The 19368-nt window shown below is 45.9% G+C and carries 15 protein-coding genes and 2 pseudogenes; 14 read left to right on the top strand and 3 right to left on the bottom strand.

Features of this window, described 5'->3' with window-relative positions; genetic code table 11:
• Positions 1 to 74 precede the first annotated feature (74 nt).
• Both JZI27_RS19655 and JZI27_RS19650 read left to right on the top strand, forming a co-directional pair.
• Entirely contained in the window at positions 75 to 992 is a 918-nt protein-coding gene (locus JZI27_RS19655) for an Rpn family recombination-promoting nuclease/putative transposase (RefSeq protein ID WP_280208845.1), read from the top strand.
• Positions 993 to 1202: 210 nt separating this feature from the next.
• On the top strand, positions 1203 to 2660 hold the full coding sequence (locus JZI27_RS19650) for an aldehyde dehydrogenase family protein (protein ID WP_280208843.1): 1458 nt from the start codon (positions 1203 to 1205) through the stop codon (positions 2658 to 2660).
• Between the two features lie 399 nt (positions 2661 to 3059).
• On the opposite strand, the gene JZI27_RS19645 is transcribed toward JZI27_RS19650, so the two are convergent.
• Positions 3060 to 4421, bottom strand: coding sequence for a D-serine ammonia-lyase (locus JZI27_RS19645; protein WP_280208842.1), 1362 nt, complete (start codon positions 4419 to 4421; stop codon positions 3060 to 3062).
• Positions 4422 to 4539: 118 nt separating this feature from the next.
• Between JZI27_RS19645 and JZI27_RS19640 the strand changes: the two genes are divergently transcribed.
• The 5 genes from JZI27_RS19640 to JZI27_RS19620 all read left to right on the top strand — a co-directional run bounded on the left by JZI27_RS19640 (position 4540) and on the right by JZI27_RS19620 (position 11141).
• A complete protein-coding gene (locus JZI27_RS19640) occupies positions 4540 to 5094 on the top strand; it encodes a helix-turn-helix domain-containing protein (RefSeq protein WP_280208841.1) in 555 nt (184 codons plus the stop codon).
• 197 nt (positions 5095 to 5291) lie between these two features.
• Entirely contained in the window at positions 5292 to 6635 is a 1344-nt protein-coding gene (locus JZI27_RS19635; protein WP_280208840.1) for a helix-turn-helix domain-containing protein, read from the top strand.
• On the top strand, positions 6632 to 8092 hold the full coding sequence (locus JZI27_RS19630; RefSeq protein ID WP_280208839.1) for a M81 family metallopeptidase: 1461 nt from the start codon (positions 6632 to 6634) through the stop codon (positions 8090 to 8092). Before JZI27_RS19635 ends, JZI27_RS19630 begins: the two co-directional genes overlap by 4 nt.
• Positions 8093 to 8117: 25 nt before the next feature.
• Complete coding sequence (locus JZI27_RS19625; RefSeq protein ID WP_280208837.1) at positions 8118 to 9455, top strand: MFS transporter; 1338 nt, start codon at positions 8118 to 8120, stop codon at positions 9453 to 9455.
• A gap of 72 nt (positions 9456 to 9527) precedes the next feature.
• Positions 9528 to 11141 carry a long-chain fatty acid--CoA ligase gene (locus JZI27_RS19620; protein ID WP_280208836.1) on the top strand — a complete coding sequence of 538 codons (1614 nt, stop codon included), beginning with the start codon at positions 9528 to 9530 and terminating at the stop codon, positions 11139 to 11141.
• A 180-nt stretch (positions 11142 to 11321) separates the two neighbouring features.
• Here JZI27_RS19620 and tnpC read toward each other — a convergent pair.
• Together tnpC and tnpA are read right to left on the bottom strand one after the other, a co-directional pair.
• Positions 11322 to 12582, bottom strand: a pseudogene (tnpC, locus tag JZI27_RS19615) (IS66 family transposase).
• Positions 12516 to 12791: pseudogene (tnpA, locus tag JZI27_RS25085) on the bottom strand (IS66 family insertion sequence element accessory protein TnpA); the annotation flags it as partial. The pseudogenes tnpC and tnpA, both read right to left, overlap by 67 nt.
• Positions 12792 to 12897: 106 nt before the next feature.
• On the opposite strand from tnpA, the gene JZI27_RS19610 reads away from it, so the two are divergent.
• The 7 genes from JZI27_RS19610 to JZI27_RS19580 all read left to right on the top strand — a co-directional run bounded on the left by JZI27_RS19610 (position 12898) and on the right by JZI27_RS19580 (position 19272).
• Positions 12898 to 13392, top strand: coding sequence for an Rpn family recombination-promoting nuclease/putative transposase (locus tag JZI27_RS19610; RefSeq protein ID WP_280208835.1), 495 nt, complete (start codon positions 12898 to 12900; stop codon positions 13390 to 13392).
• Between the two features lie 82 nt (positions 13393 to 13474).
• Positions 13475 to 13906: a site-specific integrase gene (locus JZI27_RS19605; RefSeq protein WP_280208834.1), complete on the top strand. Its 432-nt coding sequence runs from the start codon at positions 13475 to 13477 to the stop codon at positions 13904 to 13906.
• Entirely contained in the window at positions 13875 to 14261 is a 387-nt protein-coding gene (locus JZI27_RS19600) for a hypothetical protein (RefSeq protein WP_280208833.1), read from the top strand. Before JZI27_RS19605 ends, JZI27_RS19600 begins: the two co-directional genes overlap by 32 nt.
• Before the next feature lie 363 nt (positions 14262 to 14624).
• Positions 14625 to 15248 (top strand): uracil-DNA glycosylase family protein, encoded by a 624-nt coding sequence (locus tag JZI27_RS19595; protein WP_280208832.1) that lies wholly within the window; start codon positions 14625 to 14627, stop codon positions 15246 to 15248.
• A 139-nt stretch (positions 15249 to 15387) separates the two neighbouring features.
• Positions 15388 to 15732, top strand: a complete 345-nt coding sequence (locus JZI27_RS19590; protein WP_280208831.1) for a site-specific integrase — start codon at positions 15388 to 15390, stop codon at positions 15730 to 15732.
• A gap of 95 nt (positions 15733 to 15827) precedes the next feature.
• Complete coding sequence (locus JZI27_RS19585) at positions 15828 to 18053, top strand: S8 family serine peptidase (protein ID WP_280208829.1); 2226 nt, start codon at positions 15828 to 15830, stop codon at positions 18051 to 18053.
• A 277-nt stretch (positions 18054 to 18330) separates the two neighbouring features.
• Complete coding sequence (locus tag JZI27_RS19580) at positions 18331 to 19272, top strand: accessory Sec system S-layer assembly protein (protein ID WP_251243875.1); 942 nt, start codon at positions 18331 to 18333, stop codon at positions 19270 to 19272.
• Positions 19273 to 19368: the final 96 nt, after the last annotated feature.

Here is a 19368-nt window from a genome sequence, read left to right as displayed (position 1 = left end):
GAGTGTCTGAAAAGCATTCCGGTGGTATAATAAATATAAAAATATACAATGAACGGGCAAGGGAGAGTGATGGAGTGACAAGACGCATGGATTTGAAAGTGGACTACGCGTTCAAGCTGCTGTTCGGCACGCAGGAAAACGAACCAATCCTGCGAGCGATGCTCAACGCGCTTCTGAAGCTTCCAAAGGACGACCGGATCGCTTCCCTGACCATCCTCAACTCGGAGCTGCTACGGGAGCATGAGACGGACAAAGCGTCCGTCCTCGACATCTACGCCCGGACGGAAAAGGATGAGTACATCAACATCGAGATTCAGGTGGCCGACAAGTACGACATGAAAAAGCGGACGTTGTACTACTGGTCACGGATCTACTCCTCACAGTTGAAAAAGGGTAGTATCTCCTACGGAGAGATGAAGAAGACCATTACCATTAACATCCTGGACTTTGACCTGCTACAGGAAACGGATCGGTACCACTCCACGTTCCGTCTGTACGAGGACGAGGAGAAGTTTTTGCTTACCGACGTGCTGGAAGTCCATTTCGTGGAGATGCCGAAGCTTCTGCGGCTGTGGGAGGAGCAAACCGTCAATCTCGAAGACAACGAAAAAGAGAGATGGCTGCTGATGCTGGAAGCAGACGAACGTGAAGACATTCGCAGAGAATTGGAGGCGATTGCGATGAAAGATCCGTTGATGAAGAAAGCGTTTGATCAGTGGGAAGACCTGAGCCGCGACGACCAGAAGTGGGTAGAGTACGAGAGCAGGAAAAAGGCGATTCACGATGAGCTGTCTGCCGCGAGGGAAGCTGAGATTCGGCAGCAACGTGCCAGAGAGGAAGGTTTAGCGGAAGGCCGAACGGAAGGCGAACGGCAAAAAGCACTGGAAATAGCCAGAGAGATGCTTGCTGAAGGCGACAGTCCCGAACGGGTTGCCAAACTAACTAAACTTCCCTTAGAAGAAATTGAAAAACTGAAACAGCAACTTCACTAAACATTAACAGCAGCTTCACAATCAGCCCTGTGTCCAATCAATGGATGCAGGGTCTTTTTGCATTACCAAAAAACCAAGAGGAGCTGTTGTACATGCTTTTCCCGAACGTACCGACCAAGAGTATGCTGTGACCACCACCAATCCATGAATACTTTTCCATAAAGGGAGAAATAATACAAAAAACTATTATGAAAAACAGAGGAATGGACTATGGCAAATTTAAGCGGCTGGAACAAACAACTTATCTCAGGAGAATGGAGAGAAGGCAGTAGTAAGGATACCTATGAGGACAAAAACCCTTATAATGACGAAACATTGGTAAAAATTCGCTTGGCAAATCTCGACGACATAAACGAATCCTACGATTCAGCAAAAAGGGTCCAAAAAGAGTGGGCGAAAGTAAACCCTTATGAGCGCTCCCGAATCATTGAAAGAGCGGCGGAACTACTCTCACATAGACGTCAAGAGATGATTGAAATTATCACAACGGAAACAGGAAGTACCGTAGTGAAAGCAAATGTGGAAATTGAATTTGCACTTGCCATTATTAAAGAGGCATCAACATTCCCCATTCGTATGTCAGGACAGATCCTACCCTCTATTATTCCTGGAAAAGAGAACCGAATATATCGAATCCCGGCTGGTGTGGTAGGGGTTATTAGCCCGTTTAACTTTCCGTTTTATCTCTCAATGCGTACTGTCGCCCCCGCTCTTGCGACAGGGAACGGAGTAGTACTGAAACCCGATTCCCAAACGATGATTGCAGGAGGTCTCTTTATTGGAAAATTGTTTGAAGAGGCGGGAATTCCCAAGGGTCTTTTAAATGTCGTTGTCTTCAATCCGGGTGAAATTGGGGATGCGTTTGTGGAACACCCGATTCCACGCATTATCTCATTTACTGGTTCTACTGAAGTCGGAAGACATATTGGTGAGCTATGCGGAAAGAATTTAAAGCGGGTCGCTCTTGAATTGGGTGGCAACAACGCCATAATTGTGCTTGCGGATGCAGATATTGAAAAGGCGGCTGGAGCAGCGGCATTTGGGAAATTTATGCACTCAGGACAGATTTGTATGGCAATCAATCGTGTGATCGTAGATGAAAAGGTAATCGAACCCTTCCTGGAGGCGTTTGTTCAAAAAGCGAAAAGGATTCCTTACGGGGACCAGTCAAACCCTGAAACGATTATAGGTCCTCTAATTAACCGAAAGCAGGTAGACCGTATTCTCGCACTGATTGAAAAGAGTAAAGGCGAAGGAGCCAAGGTGGTACTGGGAGGAAGTGTGAACGGAAACGTAATGTGTCCGTTTATTCTTCGAGACGTCACCAATGATATGACAATAGCACAGGAAGAGATATTTGGACCGGTGGCTTCTGTTATATCCGCGAAAGATGAGGAAGATGCCATCCGTATAGCTAATGACAGCCCTTATGGCTTAAGCGGTGCTGTATATGGGGGAAGTCTTGAACATGCCATTGAAGTAGCCAAACGTGTTGAAACAGGCATGATTCACGTCAACGACCAAAGCGTTAATGATGAACCCATTATCGCCTTTGGTGGTGAAAAATCCTCAGGTCTTGGAAGGTACGGGGGAGAGTGGGCACTTGACGAATTCACCACAGTAAAATGGATTTCAGTACAAATTCAAGACAGGGAATATCCCTTTTAATGGTTTGGTGCCTACCACCACCCGAAAAATGTCGAAAGGGTCTACCTCGAAAAGAGGTAGGCTCTTTCATATTTTGTCTGATTTCTCCATGCAACCTGTCACAGAAAAAAGAGCCAAACAGGGCTCCTAAGGCTCGTTTCGCGTTTAGGGAGACATATTTGTACCCCCTAAAATCTTTGGTTTTTCTAAAAAGACAATTACCGGATTCTTTGTAGTGTCAGATCAAACAAGGAATAGATCGAAAAGAAGGTCGGAGAAAGGCTTCTCGAACTACTAATTAGGTAGACGTAAACATCTACGTGTTTGTCTACATTGTTTTCTTCTTATTTGTCAGATACTTATACTGGACAAGTATTCGAAGCAGAAGTAAGTGAATGCAATAGAATGATGACTGATGACTTATGAATCCGCTATTTTCAAACCTCTCTGATAATATTCTTCATGGATAGATGTGGGTACCAAACTTCCGCCGGTAGCCCAAACAACATGGGTTGCCTTCTGTAGCTTGTGCATTAAATCGTGGTGGGTCAAATACTGTTGACCCTCAGGTTTGCTTACCAAGCGGACCGGTCCGGGCATTCCTGCCAGCGCCGATGGTTCAAGTTTTATGGCGTGGCTATCTGTAAGTCTGCTCAACAGTTTATATAACTCCTCATCTTGAACCGTGTAGATACCACTCAGAAGGGATTCGATCATCCTTCCAACGAAGCGGGATGGACGACCAACTGCCAGCCCGTCTGCCTCTGTCTTGTTGTCAATCCCGAAATCTTGAACGGAAACCTGGTCGTGGAGGCCGGTCATAAGTCCAATCAACATACAGGGAGAATGAGTGGGTTCCGCGAAAAAACAGTGAACAGAATCGCCGAATACTAGCTTTAGTCCAAACGCAACACCTCCAGGACCTCCGCCAACCCCGCATGGTAGGTATACAAACAAAGGATGTTCTCTATCTACAGCTATATGTAATGCATCCAGTTGTTTTTTCAACCGATATGCGGCAACAGCGTACCCTAAAAACAAATGTCTGGAATTTTCATCATCAATAAAGTAACAATTTGGATCAGACGCTGCCTGCTTTCTGCCCTCTTCAACCGCCTTGCCATAATCGGATGGGTACTCTACGACTTTTACTCCTTTGCTTTTGAGAAGCTCCTTTTTCCACGCTTTGGCATCCGCAGACATGTGGACCGTCACTTGAAATCCGAGTTTGGCACTTATAATTCCTATACTTAACCCAAGGTTTCCGGTGGAGCCAACAGCGATGGTGTGTCGTGAGAACAGTTCCCTGAACTTGCTGGAGTCAAAGATGGAATAATCGTCTTGGGGTGTAAGTAAATGATGACGTAACGCCAAATCCTCGGCATGTTTCAGAACCTCGTAGATTCCACCACGCGCCTTTATTGATCCAGCAATCGGAAGATGACTGTCGCATTTTAACCACATGCTGCCTGGAATCTCGACCTGGTGGCTCGTCTCCAAATATGTCTGCATTTGTTGGATGGGGACTAGTTGGGATTCTATTAATCCGTTTGTCTCTGTCGTTTCAGGAAATACGAGCTGTAAATAGGGGGCGAAGCGCATCAAGCGAGCTTCAGCATCTTTTACATCTTCTGCGCTTATCGAGCGTACTTGTTTTTCAAAGGACTCATATTTCCCATTTACCCAAAACACTTCTTCTGTTGCTATCAGTTGATGGAGTAACGGATATGTTTCTTTCCATTCGGTCAGTGTCCTGCTGGCAATATGCGTGTTTTCATTCATTGTTTGAAAACCCCCAATAATTTAAAATAGATTTAATTGCGTAAATTCTATTTACTTTTTTGCTCTCATTTTAAAGCAGTTTTATTGAATGTCAATTATTTTAAGGGGAGTGTTTAGATTGGATGAGCTCCACATCGGACGAAAAATCCTTCAATATCGAAAGGAGAAGGGGCTAAATATCCGACAATTGGCCGAAATGGCAGATGTCACTCCCTCCCTTTTGAGTCAGATTGAAAGAGGATTGGCTAATCCATCTATACAGACGTTAAAAATGATTGCTCACGTGCTGGATGTTCAGCTTTTTCATTTCTTTTTAGGCCAAACAAGCACGGAGGAGCTCATCGTCAAATCTGATAAACGGAAAAAAATAATTTTTCCCGAGAATGAGCTTCTCTCTTATGAATTGCTTTCCCCCGACTTAAGCGGTGCCATTGAAATGGCGTTGATGAAGCTGATGCCCGGCTCTCATTCCTCGGAAAGGCCCCTGCAGCATAAGGGAGAAGAGACATCATTCATTCTCGAAGGAAAAGTGCTGTTACATATGAATGGCGAGGTCATTCTGTTAAATCAGGGTGACAGTGTCAGAATTCCATCTCTTGCGAAACACAGGTGGGAGAATCCGTTTCATGATAGGGTTGTTGTTGTTTTTGCTGTATCGCCACCGTCTTTTTAACACGATGATTGGGAACCTGGATAGCATCATTTATCCAGCGTTCTTTTTTATCGGAAGGAAAGATGTTATGTCCTAGACGAAAAGGTCCATTTACGGACGTTGACCTTTACTACCCCAGTGAAATAGTATTTGCTTATAAAAATCAGAAAATTCATCATACTTCAGCTCAAAACTTGTTAAGAAAGAAAGGGCTAAAAATGAAAGTGGCTGTCATAGGATCTTCCGCTATTGTAAATGATGTTATGAATTTGGCAGATGAATTTCCATCCTTGCAAGTGTTTCCAGTCCCTTATGCACATGAACGGGAGACGTTGCCACTCATAACAAACCATGCAGATGGTATGGATATGCTGCTGTTTACCGGCCCCTTGCCTCACCACATTGCGCAAAAGCATTTGGGGACCACTAGACCAATGCTATATGTTCCTTATACGGGAACTTCGTTATACCGAGCCTTATTTGCAGTCATCCATCAGACAAAAGACGCTGACAAAGTCGAACAATTACATCTCAGCATTGATAGTTTGGATAAGGCAGAAATCATGGAGTGTCTGGAAGAACTACAAATCTGTACGGAAGGTTTGTTCAGTCGTCCTTTTCAACTGGGCGAAAGTACAGACGAACTGGTACGTTTCCACTACGAATTATGGAAGCAAAATCGTATTCACGCAGCCATTACATGTATTACCTCCGTATTTTTACAATTGCGTGAATTGGGGGTGAATGTTTTACAGATCACCCCTACCAAAAGCTCCATTCGCAATACATTGCAACGGGTGATCTTAGAAGGAAAGGTAGTGCAGCAGTCATCCAGCCAAATTGCCATTGGGATCGTTGGCTTTTATAACGAAGCCAAACCTTATCGAAAAACATTTTCTGAATATGAGATACAGCGCAAAAAGTTGGCCTTACATAACGTTTTACTTGATTACGGAGAAGAAACACAAGCCCTCGTCGACTGGACTGAAAATAACGAAATTCGATTTGTGACAACGCGCGGAGTTATCGAGCAAAATACAAAGAACTTTAAAGAAGCTGATGTGCTGGACAAAATCGCTCAACAAACATGCTTCACTCCTTCAATGGGGATCGGTTTTGGCAAAACGGCGAACGAGGCCGAAATGAACGCTCATCTGGCTTTGGACAAGGCGAAGCAGAACGGTAGCGGAGTCGGTTACATCATGGAACAGGATGGTACCTTACACGGCCCACTGGGTGATGAATTTCATTTTCCTTATTCCCTGCGAAGTGACGACCCGCAAATATTGGAGTGGGCGAAGAGAGCTGGGGTAAGCGTTGGGACGATGAACAGATTGCTATCATTTCTAAAAAGTAACGGAAAATATCAAATCACTTCATGGGAGCTTGCGCATGGCTTTGGTATCTCCCTGCGTAGCGCGAGGAGAATTCTCAGCAAACTTGAGAACAGTCATTTAGTACAAGTGATAGGAGAGGAACAGCCATTGACGAAGGGAAGACCTCGGCAAGTTTATGCCTTACATGTGAAAACACTCCAATCAGGGAAGGGGCAGCTACGATGAGAATAGTCATTGGGCAGATTTTTCACGAAACCAACACCCTGGCCAATATAAAGACAACAGTGGAAGCATTTCAGAAATGGGAATGGGAACAGGGCGAAAGAATTATCGAGCTTCATGACGGAGTGAGAGATTATTTGGGAGGGATGATCGACAAGGCAAAAGAATTGGGTATTGAGCTACTCCCTACATTTAGTGCATTAGCCTATCCATCTGGGATCATCACCAGCGAAGCTTACCACATGATGAAATCAGAAATGCTCACAAGTATTCAACAAGCGGGTAGCTTTGATGCGATTTGCTTAAATCTTCATGGAGCCGGGGTCGCCGAAGGCATTGACGATTTGGAAGGGGATATTTTAAGAGAGATTAGACAGCTTGTCGGAAAAAACATTCCGATTGTGGCGACTCTCGATTTGCACGCCAATTTGACAACTGCGATGGTAACGGAAGTGGATGCCCTTTTTGGTTGTAATTACTACCCTCACACAGATTGTTTTGAGCGAGGAGCCGAAGCTATGAATACGGTGGCAAGAATCGTGAGAGGCGAGATCAATCCTGTGTTGTCGCTGAAAAAACTGCCGCTGATGATTCCGCCTTCTACCACTTATCAATCACCGGCAAAAGATATTCTAAACAGTTGCAGCGATTGGGAAAAGCAGGAGGATGTGATTGATTGCACCTTTTTCCATGGCTTCTCTCATACAGACAGCCCGCACAGCAGTGTTTCGATCTTGACGATCACCAATCAAAATCCGGCATTAGGGCAACGAATCAATGAGGATGTCGCTAACACGGTTTGGAGTAGGAAAGAAGGCTTTTATCCGGAGTTTCCTTCTCCAGAGGAAGGGATACAAATCGCATTATCGATAAAGGAATACCCAGTCGTGATTAATGAAACATCAGACAATCCGGGAGCCGGGACACCTGGTGATGGTACTCATTTGCTGAGTGCGATATTGGAAGCAAACATTCCGAATAGCTGTTTTGGGTTTATCTATGACCCTGCAGTTGCAGATATCGCTCACAAAGCTAGTGTAGGCTCAAAAATAAAAGTGCAGCTAGGAGGAAAAACCGATAATTTGCATGGAAGCCCGCTCGAGCTGGTAGCATATGTGAAAACCTTGACTGATGGACAATTCGTTCACACCTCCCCTATGTGGCGAGGATTAAAGGTTAGTTTGGGTCCTTCTGCTCGGCTGCAGGTAGGTAATGTTGACATTATTGTTTGTTCGGTTAATGCCCAAACACTTGATGAACAGGTGTTCGTATTGCATGGGATTGATGTGACAACGCAGCGTATTGTGGCTCTGAAATCAAGTCAGCATTTCCGTGCTGTCTTCCAACCAATCGCAAAAAAAATTATAACGGTAGACTCACCTGGATTAAGCACCTCGAAGCTGACCAATCTGCAATACAAAAGAGTGAATCGGCCTATTTATCCGTTGGACTCATTTTAGAAATACCAAATAGGGGGTAGGAATATTGGCTAGCGCTGTTAGAAAGATTTGGGGATATCGGTACTTCGTATTGCTGATCGTCTGGTTATTGTATGTTGTGAATTATTTTGATCGGATTGCGGTTTTAACCTTTCTGCCGTTTATCCAACAAGACCTTAATCTCACACCGGCGGAGGTTGGACAACTTGCTTCCACATTCTTCTTTGCGTACGCGCTCGGTCAAGTCAGTGCGGGATTCTTGGCAGATAAATTCGGTCCGAAGAAAATCATGAATATTGCCATTATCGTGTTTACCGCCATTACGGCACTTACCGGGTTCATTAAAACATTTACTCAATTCTTTATTCTGCGAATCGGTTTGGGAATAGGAGAAGCGCATCATTTTGCTCCAGCTGCGAAAACCATCACCAACTGGTTTCCGCGGGCGGAGCGGGGAAAGGCCATGTCGTGGTTTACGACTTCCAATTTTGTTGCTCCCGCCATCGTTCCATTAGTCATTACGAGTATTTCCGTTTATTGGTTTGGCGGTGATTGGCGACCTGTATTTTTCTTGCTCTGCATACCCGGTATTATCGGTGTTTTGCTGTTGTGGTATTTCATCACAGATACGCCAAAAGAAATGCTGAACAAAGGAAGGTTAAGTAAAGAGGAATATCAGTTAATTGAGGAGCACGAAGAGGAAGCAAGCCCTATCGATACGCCTAAGAAGAAAAACTATGGTCTTTTTCTAAAGGATGTAAACTTCTACATCTACATGGTTATTATGTTCTGTAATATTGGCATATACTGGGGCAGCACAACCTGGTTATCTTCCTTCTTGGTTAAGCAACACGGGCTTGATTTGAAACAAATGGGGTTATTTGCATCGGCGCCTTATATTGTAGCCGCGTTTTCTACTCTTTTTGGCGGATGGCTCATGGATAAATTTGGGCACATGAAACCTGTAGCCCTGATCGCTTACTTAGGTTGCATTCCTGTACTGTGGGCACTCGGTTCGGTCCCAAAAGGGAATACGGTGATGCTGCTTACCTTCCTTCTCCTTACAGGATTTTTCATCAGTTTAAATGCCGGTTGTGTTTATGCCTATGTTCAGAAGAGATATCCGCGAGAGGTTGTGGGCGGAGCTACTGGATTATCCAATGGTTTCGGTCAATTCGGAGCGTTTATTTCTCCACTGGTTGCCGGATATTTGGTACATGTTTCGCCTGACGGTGTACAGGATTTCAGTAAGGTGTTTGCTTTCTTTGCATCATTGGCGGGTATAGCCGCAATCGGCTCATTTCTGCTAAAAGAAAAACCAATGGCATACAATGAAGAGAATAAGCTCATGGAACCAAAGCAAACTACGATTCACAAAGCGTAAAATGCAGACAATTAATAATCAGAAAATTACAAATGATAGAAACGCATGAATAGAAAGGGGAGGTCAAAACAAATGATGAATTACCCACTGACACTTCGTCCGATTTTGGAGCGGGCGGAAAAGTTCTTTCCCAAAAAGGAGATTGTATCCCGCACGTCTGCCGGTATATTCCGATATACCTACGCTGATTTCGTTCGAAGGTCACGCTGTTTGTCCAGCGTGCTGGAGTCACTCGGGGTACATCGAGGAGACCGGGTAGCCACGTTTGCCTGGAACCACCACCGACATTTGGAAGCGTATTTTGCCATTCCCTGCATGGGAGCCGTCCTGCATACCGTTAATATCCGCCTGTCTTTGGAGCATATCGCATATATTATCAATCATGCTGAGGACAAGGTGTTACTTGTCGACGAAGATCTGGTGCCATTAATTGAAAACATCCAGCATCAATTACCTTCAATCCAAGCGTATATCGTGATGACAGACCAACCAGAACTCCCTGCCACAACGCTTCAGCCCGTCTATTCCTACGAGCAATTAATCGAGCAGGGAGACTCCGCCTATGCCTATCCGGATGATCTTGATGAAAACGCGCCGATGGGAATGTGCTATACATCGGCTACAACCGGCAACCCCAAAGGAGTAGTGTACTCCCATCGCGGGATATTCCTGCATAGTATGACATTTGGGCTGGCTGACACGGCTGCGCTCTCGGAAACCGACACGGTCATGCCGATCGTTCCGATGTTTCATGCCAACGCCTGGGGCATACCTTTTACCTCTGTCTGGCTCGGAGCGAAGCAGGTGCTTCCCGGACCGGGGCCCACTCCCAAAATATTGCTGGACCTGATCCAGCAGGAAAAGGTGACACTAGCAGCAGGTGTTCCCACGATCTGGTTTGGCATTTTAAAAGTGTTGGAAGAAGAGCAATATGATGTGTCCAGCTTACGCGCGGCGATATGCGGCGGTTCAGCAGCTCCCCGCGGCATTATTGAAACATTTGAGACCAAATTCGGCATTCCTTTTTTGCATGCCTACGGGATGACGGAAAGCAGTCCACTTGCCACCGTATCTTGTCTAAAGAGCTATCAACGAGAGCTCTCGCAAGGTGAGAAGCTCGATATTCGTTCAAAGCAAGGGATCCTGGTGCCAGGCTTGGAAATGAAAATTATTGGCAAGAGCGGAGATGTTAAATGGGACGGTCAGGAAATGGGAGAACTGCTCCTTCGCGGTCCCTGGATTGCCGGTGAGTACTATAATGATGATCGAACAAAAGAAACGTTTATAGACGGTTGGCTCCATACCGGTGATGTGGCTGTTATTGATGAAGAGGGCTTTGTGAAGCTTGTTGATCGTACCAAAGATTTGGTCAAGAGCGGGGGAGAATGGATTTCAACAGTCGATTTGGAAAACGCCCTGATGGCCCATCCGGCTGTGTTTGAAGCAAGCGTAGTCGGTGTTCCGCACCCCAAATGGGACGAACGACCAATCGCATTTGTCGTACTGAAGGAGGGGGCCAAAGGAAAGGTGGAGAAGGAGGAATTGCTCGCCTTTTTGCAAGCCCAGTTTACCAAGTGGTGGGTCCCTGACGATCTGGTCTTTCTTGCCGAGATCCCCAAGACCTCTGTTGGGAAATTCATGAAACGAATGCTGCGAGAACAAGCAAAAGAACATTATTTCAGCTAAAAAGATTGGCACGATCTATCCTGATGCGGGGCTCCCCCTGTATTCAGGATTTTTTGTTTCAGTGAGAACACCTCTCCGTTGGAAGTGATAATTGTGATTTTTCGTAAGCGTCAAATAACTCAGTGGATAGAAAAAGAGCAGAAACTCGTGTAGACTGAGTTCTGCTCTCTGAGTTTTGCTCTATTTGCAGGCTTCTTGAACATCTGGACTCCATGGAAAATAATCTTCAAGAAATTCCGGGTGTTGCCCGAACTGTACCCCTGGCAATTGGCAGCCTCACTTAGTTTGGATTTGGGCAGAACCTTGCCTCTGGTGGCATCAATCCACGCCCAAAAAGCCTCTAAAACGGGTTTTTCCTGCTTCAGACGCTCTGACTTGCGTTGTTCGCTCGAGAGGTTCTCAAGAGTTTTTTCAATCTCGAAGAGTTTGTTACAGAATGTAATGCCTTGGCCAGGAAGGGTGGATTCCGGGCTCTGTATATCTTTCGGCAGGGCATCTACGAATTTCCTTCGAAGATGCGTCCAACAAAGGCACCTTTTGATACCTGTAATCTTTTTGTACCCCGAATATGCATCTGAGTGAAGATACCCTTTGAATTCCTGAGGGTATTTGCCACTTCTGCCAGGTTGATACTCGAAGATTCGAATGGGATGTTTGCCATGCTGGCCGCTGCTGTATACCCACATATAGGAAGCGGTGGTGTTTTTCCGTCCCTTTTCATTCATCACTTGGACGGTGGTTTCATCAGCATGCAAGTAGTTTTCTTGTAGGAGTTTCTGGTGCATGCGTTCCACTAATGGCACCAACCAGTCGCGAGAGGCAGCTAAAATCCAATTGGCCATAGTAGCACGGCTAAGGTTTAGACCAGTGTTCGCTACTCCTTTTCCTGACGGTAAAGAGGAAGGGCGTTGACAAATTTCTGATACATAACCCATGCTACCGTGGAGGGAGAAGCCATGGAATGCTGGATCACGGGATAAGGCATGGGTGATTTCTCTATGTAGGGTTCCCCGTTTTTACGACAGGTGCGGCACTCAAAGGTTTCACGGTAATAATCGATGGCCCTAACTTTGGCAGGAATGAACTCGATTTCGGTACGGACGAACTCTTCACCGACCGATACAAGAGTAGTGTTGCATGCTTCGCAACAGCGGTCTTCTACATCCAGCGTACAAAGACGTTTATCGTGTGGGATATCCTTTAAAAGTTCCATCCGCTGACCTTTAAATTTCTTTCGTTGGTAACCTTCTACCTGCTTGAGGTCAGGCTCTGGTGCCAGCGGATCCGCTTGGGTTTCTGCTTCATCAAAAAGAGACATCTGCCCCAAAGAAAGGGACGATGTCTTCTCGGTACTTCTGCCGAAGAGCTTGCGCGTCAGATATTCAACCGATTCATGGAGGCGAGCGTTACACCACCAAAACGTATGATGATATCTGACAATACCTCTTGATCGACGGAATCGGTATCGGATGTGGAGGCTGGAATGTTTACCGGAACGATAGGGTTGTTTCCACTAAGCGATGGAAGTGCCTCGCAGGCAGCTTTGCGGATCCTTCTTAACCAATAGTAGTAACTTGTTGGTTTGATGTTATTCTCAGCACACCGCACAGCGACTGTCTGACCACTATTGCGGCATTGACGGACGATCTCCGTCCACTGGTTGAAACGATATTAGCTAGTAACCTCCCTAGTATTCAACTCTAATCCTCCCATTTAAAGTTTTTCAACTTTACTTTAAAAACTTCAATTTAGAGAATTGTCCCACACGTTTAGGGAAGTTTCATCAAAGAGCTACCACAGTGTTTTTCGTCTCAGGGAAGACGCAGAGAAATTCATCTTGACGGACAATCTGGAAATCCATTTTCTTGAGTTGCCGAAGCTTGGATTCGAACATCAGGAAACCAGTGATCTGCTGGTGAAATGGTTGTTGTTCCTGAAAGCCGAGAGTGAAACGAAACTGGAGGAATTGGCGATGAGCGAACCAACGATTCGTAAGGCGATCAATGTATTGGAGTTTTTGAGTCAGGATAAGGAAGCCCGTAAACTGTATGAAATGCGTGAGATGGCGTTGAAGGATGAGCTAAATATGATTGAAGGAGCTAAAGCAGAAGGCCGAACAGAAGGCGAGCGACAAAAGGCTTTAGAAATCGCTAGAGAAATGCTTGCTGAGGGTGACAGTCCAGAGCGTGTCGCCAAGCTGACCAAACTTCCGTTAGAAGGAATAGAGAAACTGAAAAAGCAACCTCACTAAATATAAGCTAATCAGATTGACATATGGCCCTGTGTCCAACCAATGGATGTAGGTTTTTTTTGCGTTACTGGAGGTGTTACAGATGGACGTGATTCAGCAGTTCGAAGAGTATCTTGTGGAGAACGGGATTGTCCCGAAAACGATTGAGTCGTACGTGGGCGACGTGAAAGCATTTTGTGTGCAACTAGAAGGAATGGGTGTAGAGCAGTCGACTGGTCTAAAACGCTTCTACATTTCCAGCTACAAAAATCACCTGATGGAAGGCATGTACGCGGTGGCGACCATCAACAAAAAGATTAACTCCCTACAGGCTTTCAACCTGTTCCTGATCGACCGTAAAATGACCACAGAGCAAGTCGTCACGCTGCGCAAAGACAGGATTAAGGTGGCCACTGGTAGTGAGGGAGAAGTAGATATGGATCAGGGTACAGACATTACTCTGGATCTGACGCTTCCGGGACCCAGTGGATGTCTCCGATCTGGTGGCTTCTGTAGAAGACATTTCTGGCGATGAGAATCCAACAGAAGTACGTATCGATTCAGTAACGAAAACGGATGGAAATGCGTTAACCGGTGGGGAATCAACGGTCAGGGTTCATCTCTCCATCACAGGTACGGTGACAGAGGGAGACTGGGTGGAAATAAAGACGGCCAGTGGAGCCATTTTTGATGGAGCTGGAAATCTGATGGCAGACCATGAAAGCACAGGGGAAAAATCGCTTCATCAACCGCTTGCCTATACGTGGGATGAAGCGACTGATACGATTACCTTGCATGGAATACAAGTGGATAAACGGACTGGAGATACTGGGGTACGGTTGGTTGCCCCAAGTAATGGAGGCCTGGAACGGATTTCACGACAACCCTAGGGACGAGCGAATTTTAGCAGAAGTGCTTAATGAAGAAGATTTTGCGACTCTGATGGATTCTCTCAATAGTCGTTCCAATATTATTCGAGATTGGAATCAAGTTGCTACATCATTGGGCAGAAGTTTTTTTCATCTTTCCCCGAGGGTGGTACATCCAGAATTCTCCGAGAAGATATGGGCAATGGTTAGCGTTAATAATGAGATATCTTATCGTCATCTAAGGAGCTGGGCTGAACTGTGTTTCCCCGAAAAAGATGAGATGGAGAAAAGACTACAGCAGACAAATGATTAGCGATGACATTCCTTGTTTTTCGTAACATCCAGCAGAACAACTCAAATCCGACATGGAAATGGAGAAATGCCATGATTAGGATATTAGAGGAGAAGCGAGTATTTTACGAGCAGTTGTTTGAGGGAGATTATAAATGGATAAAAAAGGAACTATCTCAACATGGGATACGAATTTTGGATGGATTCGTTTCGGGCTATGAATTGGTTAAAGAATTTTACCAAAGCGTATACACGAAATCAAGTGCGAGGCTTGTTCTATGTGGAATGAACCCAGGCAGGTTTGGAGCAGGCAAAACAGGTATACCATTTCTAGACTTCCGTTCCCTCTCCAAAATCATGCCCACAGTCAACAAGCAGGATAGTGAAAGAAGTGCTGGTTTTGTTTTCGATGTTATCGAGAGGTATGGGAAAGAATCCTTTTTTGATGATGTGTACCTGACTAATATTTCGTGGTTTGGATTTGAGAAGGAAGGAAAGAATCATAATTACTATATGCTTTCAGCAGAAATCCAAGAAGTACTTCTGGCGAACTTTGTCGAAGAAATGAACCGTGTTAAGCCCATTGTCATTGTGCCTCTTTCAGAAAAGGTGGAGCAGAGTCTGAAGTACCTAAGACAAAAAGGTCTGTTGCTATACCCTATTGGATCAAGACTTCCTCATCCGGTTAAATGTGCTGAATCGTCTATAGAAAGGTAGATAGATTCCCTACGTCCTTATCGGTGTGGGGAGACGACGAAGAGGAAATGAGGCGTACATTCATCAAATTTGCGGGAATGGGTAGACCCGAAGACTGACATTAGCCTTCGGGATTTTAGCATGTTAAGAGGTGTTTCTAATGGACGTGATTCAGCAGTTCGAAGAGTATCTTGTGGACAACGGGATTGTCCCGAAAACGATTGAGTCGCACGTTGGCGAAGTGAAAGCATTTGGTGTGTTCCTGGAAGGAATGGGTGTAGAGCAGTCGACTGGTCTAAAACACTTCTACATTTCCAGCTACAAAAACCACCTGATGGAAAACAAGTACGCGATGGCAACCATCAACAAAAAGATTGACTCCCTACAGGCTTTCAACCCACTTCGTCCCTATTTGGTGGATCTAATCAAAGCCAACATCCGGTCAGAATGGCAGGCAAACAAGCACAATTTATTAAAAAACATTGTGAGAAATGCAGTAGTATAGTTATTGAGAAAAAGAATCTAAAATATCTCTTTTTCTGCCCCATTCCCATCATCTATACTTGTCTAAAGCAAAACAGACAGAAAAGGAGTGGGGTTATGAATTTGCGCTTAAAAAAAGTAGCAAGGGGAATGCTAGTTGCTGCACTGCTGCTTGGTACCTTCATCCTCTCACCCACAGCATTCGCCGAAGAGAGACAAGAGTCCCTGCCGAAGATCATGTCCAGTGAGACCGGCGAATACATCATCAAACTAAAAAATGCGGCCGGACCCAGAGCGATGACTCACCTCGGTGTCGATAATAGAGAAGTTTCCCTATTAGGGGCAAATAGACAGCATCTCTTAATCAAGCTGCCTGCTAATAGGGATGAGCACGTGCTGGATGGTCTTGCCCAAGACCCTAATATCGAATACATAGAGCCAAACATCCGGATGCGCAAAGCAGCAGAAATCACAGATCCCCGCTTTGAAGAGCAATGGGGCCTGCAAACCATTCAAGCACCGCAAGCCTGGGAAAGTAAAAGTAGCGGAGCAAAGGTAACCGTTGCAGTCATTGACTCTGGCGTTGACTATACACATCCCGATTTGGTGAATCGTGTAGATACCCGAAATGGGTATGATTACGTCAATGGTGACGACGATCCGATGGACGATGAAGGGCACGGAACACATGTCGCCGGTATTATTGCGGCAGAACTGAATCAGGAAGGCATTGCTGGTGTGAGCGGAAAGGCCAACGTGGAGATTCTCCCGCTCAAAGTACTGAATAAGTACGGCGAGGGTACGATGTACGACGTGTCGTTTGCGATCATGGATGCGGCTGATCTGGGAGCAGATGTCATTAACCTCAGCCTCACCGGCGAGAGAAGCAACAGTGAGCCGCGAATGATGGAGGAGGCGATTCGATACGCTTTGAAAAAAGGAGCGGTGGTCGTGGCGGCTGCAGGGAATGATGCAGATCGCGTAGAACGCTACCTGCCAGCTTCCCTTCCAGGTGTGATCGCGGTCAGTGCAGTCGATCAGGAACTGGAGTTGGCGAAATTCTCCAACTACGGTTCTGGAATTACACTTGCAGCACCCGGAGAGGAGATTCTGAGTACTTTTAAAGGCGGTAGGTATGCGTACTCGAGCGGAACCTCTCAAGCTACACCGTTTGTGTCGGGTACCGTGGCACTGTTGAAAGTGAAGGAACCAAAACTCAGTGTAGATCAAATCAAAGAGCGCCTGATAAAAACAGCGGTCGATCTAGGGAAAAAAGGACGCGACAGTCAATATGGATATGGTCTGGTGAACGCCTATCAAGCGCTTCAGTACGAACCACCCGCAGCCAATCTCCGCAGCATTGCTGTCACTCCATCCAAGCTGTCGCTGCGCCCTGCAGGGACACAAGCGTTGAATGTGACAGCTACCTATGACGACCGCTCCCAAGCAAATGTGACGGATGGAGCTGTGTGGAAGTCACAGGACGAAACGGTTGCTAAGGTGGACAAAGGTGAGGTCCATGCCATAGGTTTCGGCAAAACCAAGCTTACAGCTTCCTTTGAGGGCAAGCAAACCACGATTCCCGTAGAGGTAGTTGTAAGCCGATTGGAATCGTCTGAGCGGCGATTGACGATGAAACCAGATGCAGAAACGGACCTGAAGATTTACGCAACCTATGGAGACAAGACACGGGAAGAAGTGACGCCTGCGGATGTCATCTGGAAATCTCGCAATGAGCAAATTGCTACGGTAAAAGAGGGAATCGTCACTGCGCACGATACAGGTAGCACGTCCATTACCGCAAGCTATGGTGGAAAATCTGTCACGATTCAAGTAAGTGTAAAAATGACCAAGCTGGTGGCGGATCCCGCGGAAGTAAGGATGAGACCGTTTGCTAAAACCCCCGTCACTTTGTACGCTTACTATGGAAACGAGCGTGAGGATGTGACGGATGAGGCTGAATGGAAGACAAGTAATGCCAAGCTTGCGGTGGTCGAAGAAGGTATGATTACTACGACTGGGATAGGAACAGCCACCATCACGGGGACCTATCGAGGCAAATCTGTCAGAATCAGAGTGGATACTAGCCTGCGTAAACTGACTGTGTCGGATTCGCGTCTTGAACTGAAGGAAGGCGAGGATGTCTCTCCTGTCGTGACAGCGACATATCCGGATCTTTCTACAGAAGAAGTCATGGAGCAAGTGGAGTGGAGTTCATCCAATGAAAAGGTCGCAGTCGTAGACGAGCAAGGGAAGATTACGGCTATAAAGGAAGGAATGGCTACCATCACCGCAAATTACGGCGGCAAGCGCATTCGTATAACGATAAAGGTAGTTAAATAGAAAGAGTGTATACTGAACGATTGAGGACTTTGCACTAGCAAGTCCTCTTTACGTTTCTGTCAGAGAATTCCTGACATTCCTTGACATTGTCCTTCTGTACAGGTATCCTATCAAATATTCCTTTTATACCCTTGCCACAGCCAGTTTGCTGCTGGATGCACAGGCAGTTGCCATGCCTCGGATACCAAGTTTTCTATGTTGCAAAAGGATGTCACTGTGCTATAGTGAATGACGAGCAGAGTCTATATAGATGAAGAGAAAAGTTGGGAGAGACGATATGTTATCCTTCTTGAAGAAATTAATGGGGAATACACCAACTCCGGAAGAGGTCAGAGAACAAGTCCAAGAGGAGTCGATACTTGCGGCTACCGATACCGAACAGTCACATCAGACCGAACAACAAAAAGCCCCAGAGCAGGACGGAGTCGTCACTTCGCTCTCTCTGCATGAGACGTGGGAGGCAAAGCTCAGTCAACAGGAGAAGTATGCGCTATCCTTTGTAGCACAAGAGCTGCCACCACTTGCCAAAGGGAATATTTCTCTGGCAGGAACGCATCTCGTTCCACATGACGAAGGAATAGAAGTAACAGCATTCATTCGGAACAGCTCAGATCGTCCTGTGCTTTTGGAATCCATGACCCTGGTGGTACTGTTCGGGGATCAGCAGTTGTTTACCCGCCAATCCTTTGATTTATCTGTGATAGGGGAAATTCCTGCTCATGCTGCTCGACCGTGGTCGTTTGTCTTTACTCGGGAGCATTTCTTGCAGGTAAATGTCCTGTTGGATAATTGGAAGGTTGCTTTTGAGCTCGCTCAGAAAAAAATGGTACTGCCCCAGCAGCTGGAACTGGAAGAGTCGTGGATCAAAGCACTCAGTGATCAGCAAAAGCAAGCACTGATTGATTTATCTCAGCGGCTCCCTGCGTTGAAAGAAGGAGAAGTGAATGTCCAGAGTGTGCAGCTCCGCGAGCAGGAGGATGGTGCGTTGCATGCTATTCTGTTGATTCGCAACGGCTCGACACAGCCACTTTCTTTTGAAAAGCTTCCGCTTGCTGTCTATGATGTGACGGGAGATACCGTAGCACGGGGAATGTTCGAACTGAATGGATTGACCGTCAATCCAAGTACAAGCAAGCCATGGTTATTCATTTTCCCTGCAGAGAGTGTATTGAAATCAAATGCTGATTTATCGCGGTGGAAAGCAGCGGTGCCTCAATAAGCAGAGCCCTGGCTGAAGCTGGTTTGATTTGCTCTTGCCTGGAGAAACAGATATGATTATGTAGAAGGTTCGTTCGTGTGCGGACGTGTGAGGAGG

The sequence above is a fragment of the Brevibacillus sp. AY1 genome, assembly GCF_029870785.1.
GTDB classification, from domain to species: domain Bacteria; phylum Bacillota; class Bacilli; order Brevibacillales; family Brevibacillaceae; genus Brevibacillus; species Brevibacillus invocatus.
The sequence above is the reverse complement of the archived record's forward strand: the minus strand, read 5'-3'. Positions and strand labels throughout refer to the sequence as shown.

Excerpts from the sequence above, each read along its gene's own strand:
- JZI27_RS19630 (WP_280208839.1), top strand. The coding sequence starts at position 6,632 with ATGAGAATAGTCATTGGGCAGATTTTTCACGAAACCAACACCCTGGCC.
- JZI27_RS19620 (WP_280208836.1), top strand. The coding sequence starts at position 9,528 with ATGATGAATTACCCACTGACACTTCGTCCGATTTTGGAGCGGGCGGAA.
- JZI27_RS19635 (WP_280208840.1), top strand. The coding sequence starts at position 5,292 with ATGAAAGTGGCTGTCATAGGATCTTCCGCTATTGTAAATGATGTTATG.
- JZI27_RS19645 (WP_280208842.1), bottom strand. The coding sequence starts at position 4,421 with ATGAATGAAAACACGCATATTGCCAGCAGGACACTGACCGAATGGAAA.
- JZI27_RS19585 (WP_280208829.1), top strand. The coding sequence starts at position 15,828 with ATGAATTTGCGCTTAAAAAAAGTAGCAAGGGGAATGCTAGTTGCTGCA.
- JZI27_RS19605 (WP_280208834.1), top strand. The coding sequence starts at position 13,475 with ATGGACGTGATTCAGCAGTTCGAAGAGTATCTTGTGGAGAACGGGATT.
- JZI27_RS19595 (WP_280208832.1), top strand. The coding sequence starts at position 14,625 with ATGATTAGGATATTAGAGGAGAAGCGAGTATTTTACGAGCAGTTGTTT.
- JZI27_RS19580 (WP_251243875.1), top strand. The coding sequence starts at position 18,331 with ATGTTATCCTTCTTGAAGAAATTAATGGGGAATACACCAACTCCGGAA.
- JZI27_RS19650 (WP_280208843.1), top strand. The coding sequence starts at position 1,203 with ATGGCAAATTTAAGCGGCTGGAACAAACAACTTATCTCAGGAGAATGG.
- JZI27_RS19590 (WP_280208831.1), top strand. The coding sequence starts at position 15,388 with ATGGACGTGATTCAGCAGTTCGAAGAGTATCTTGTGGACAACGGGATT.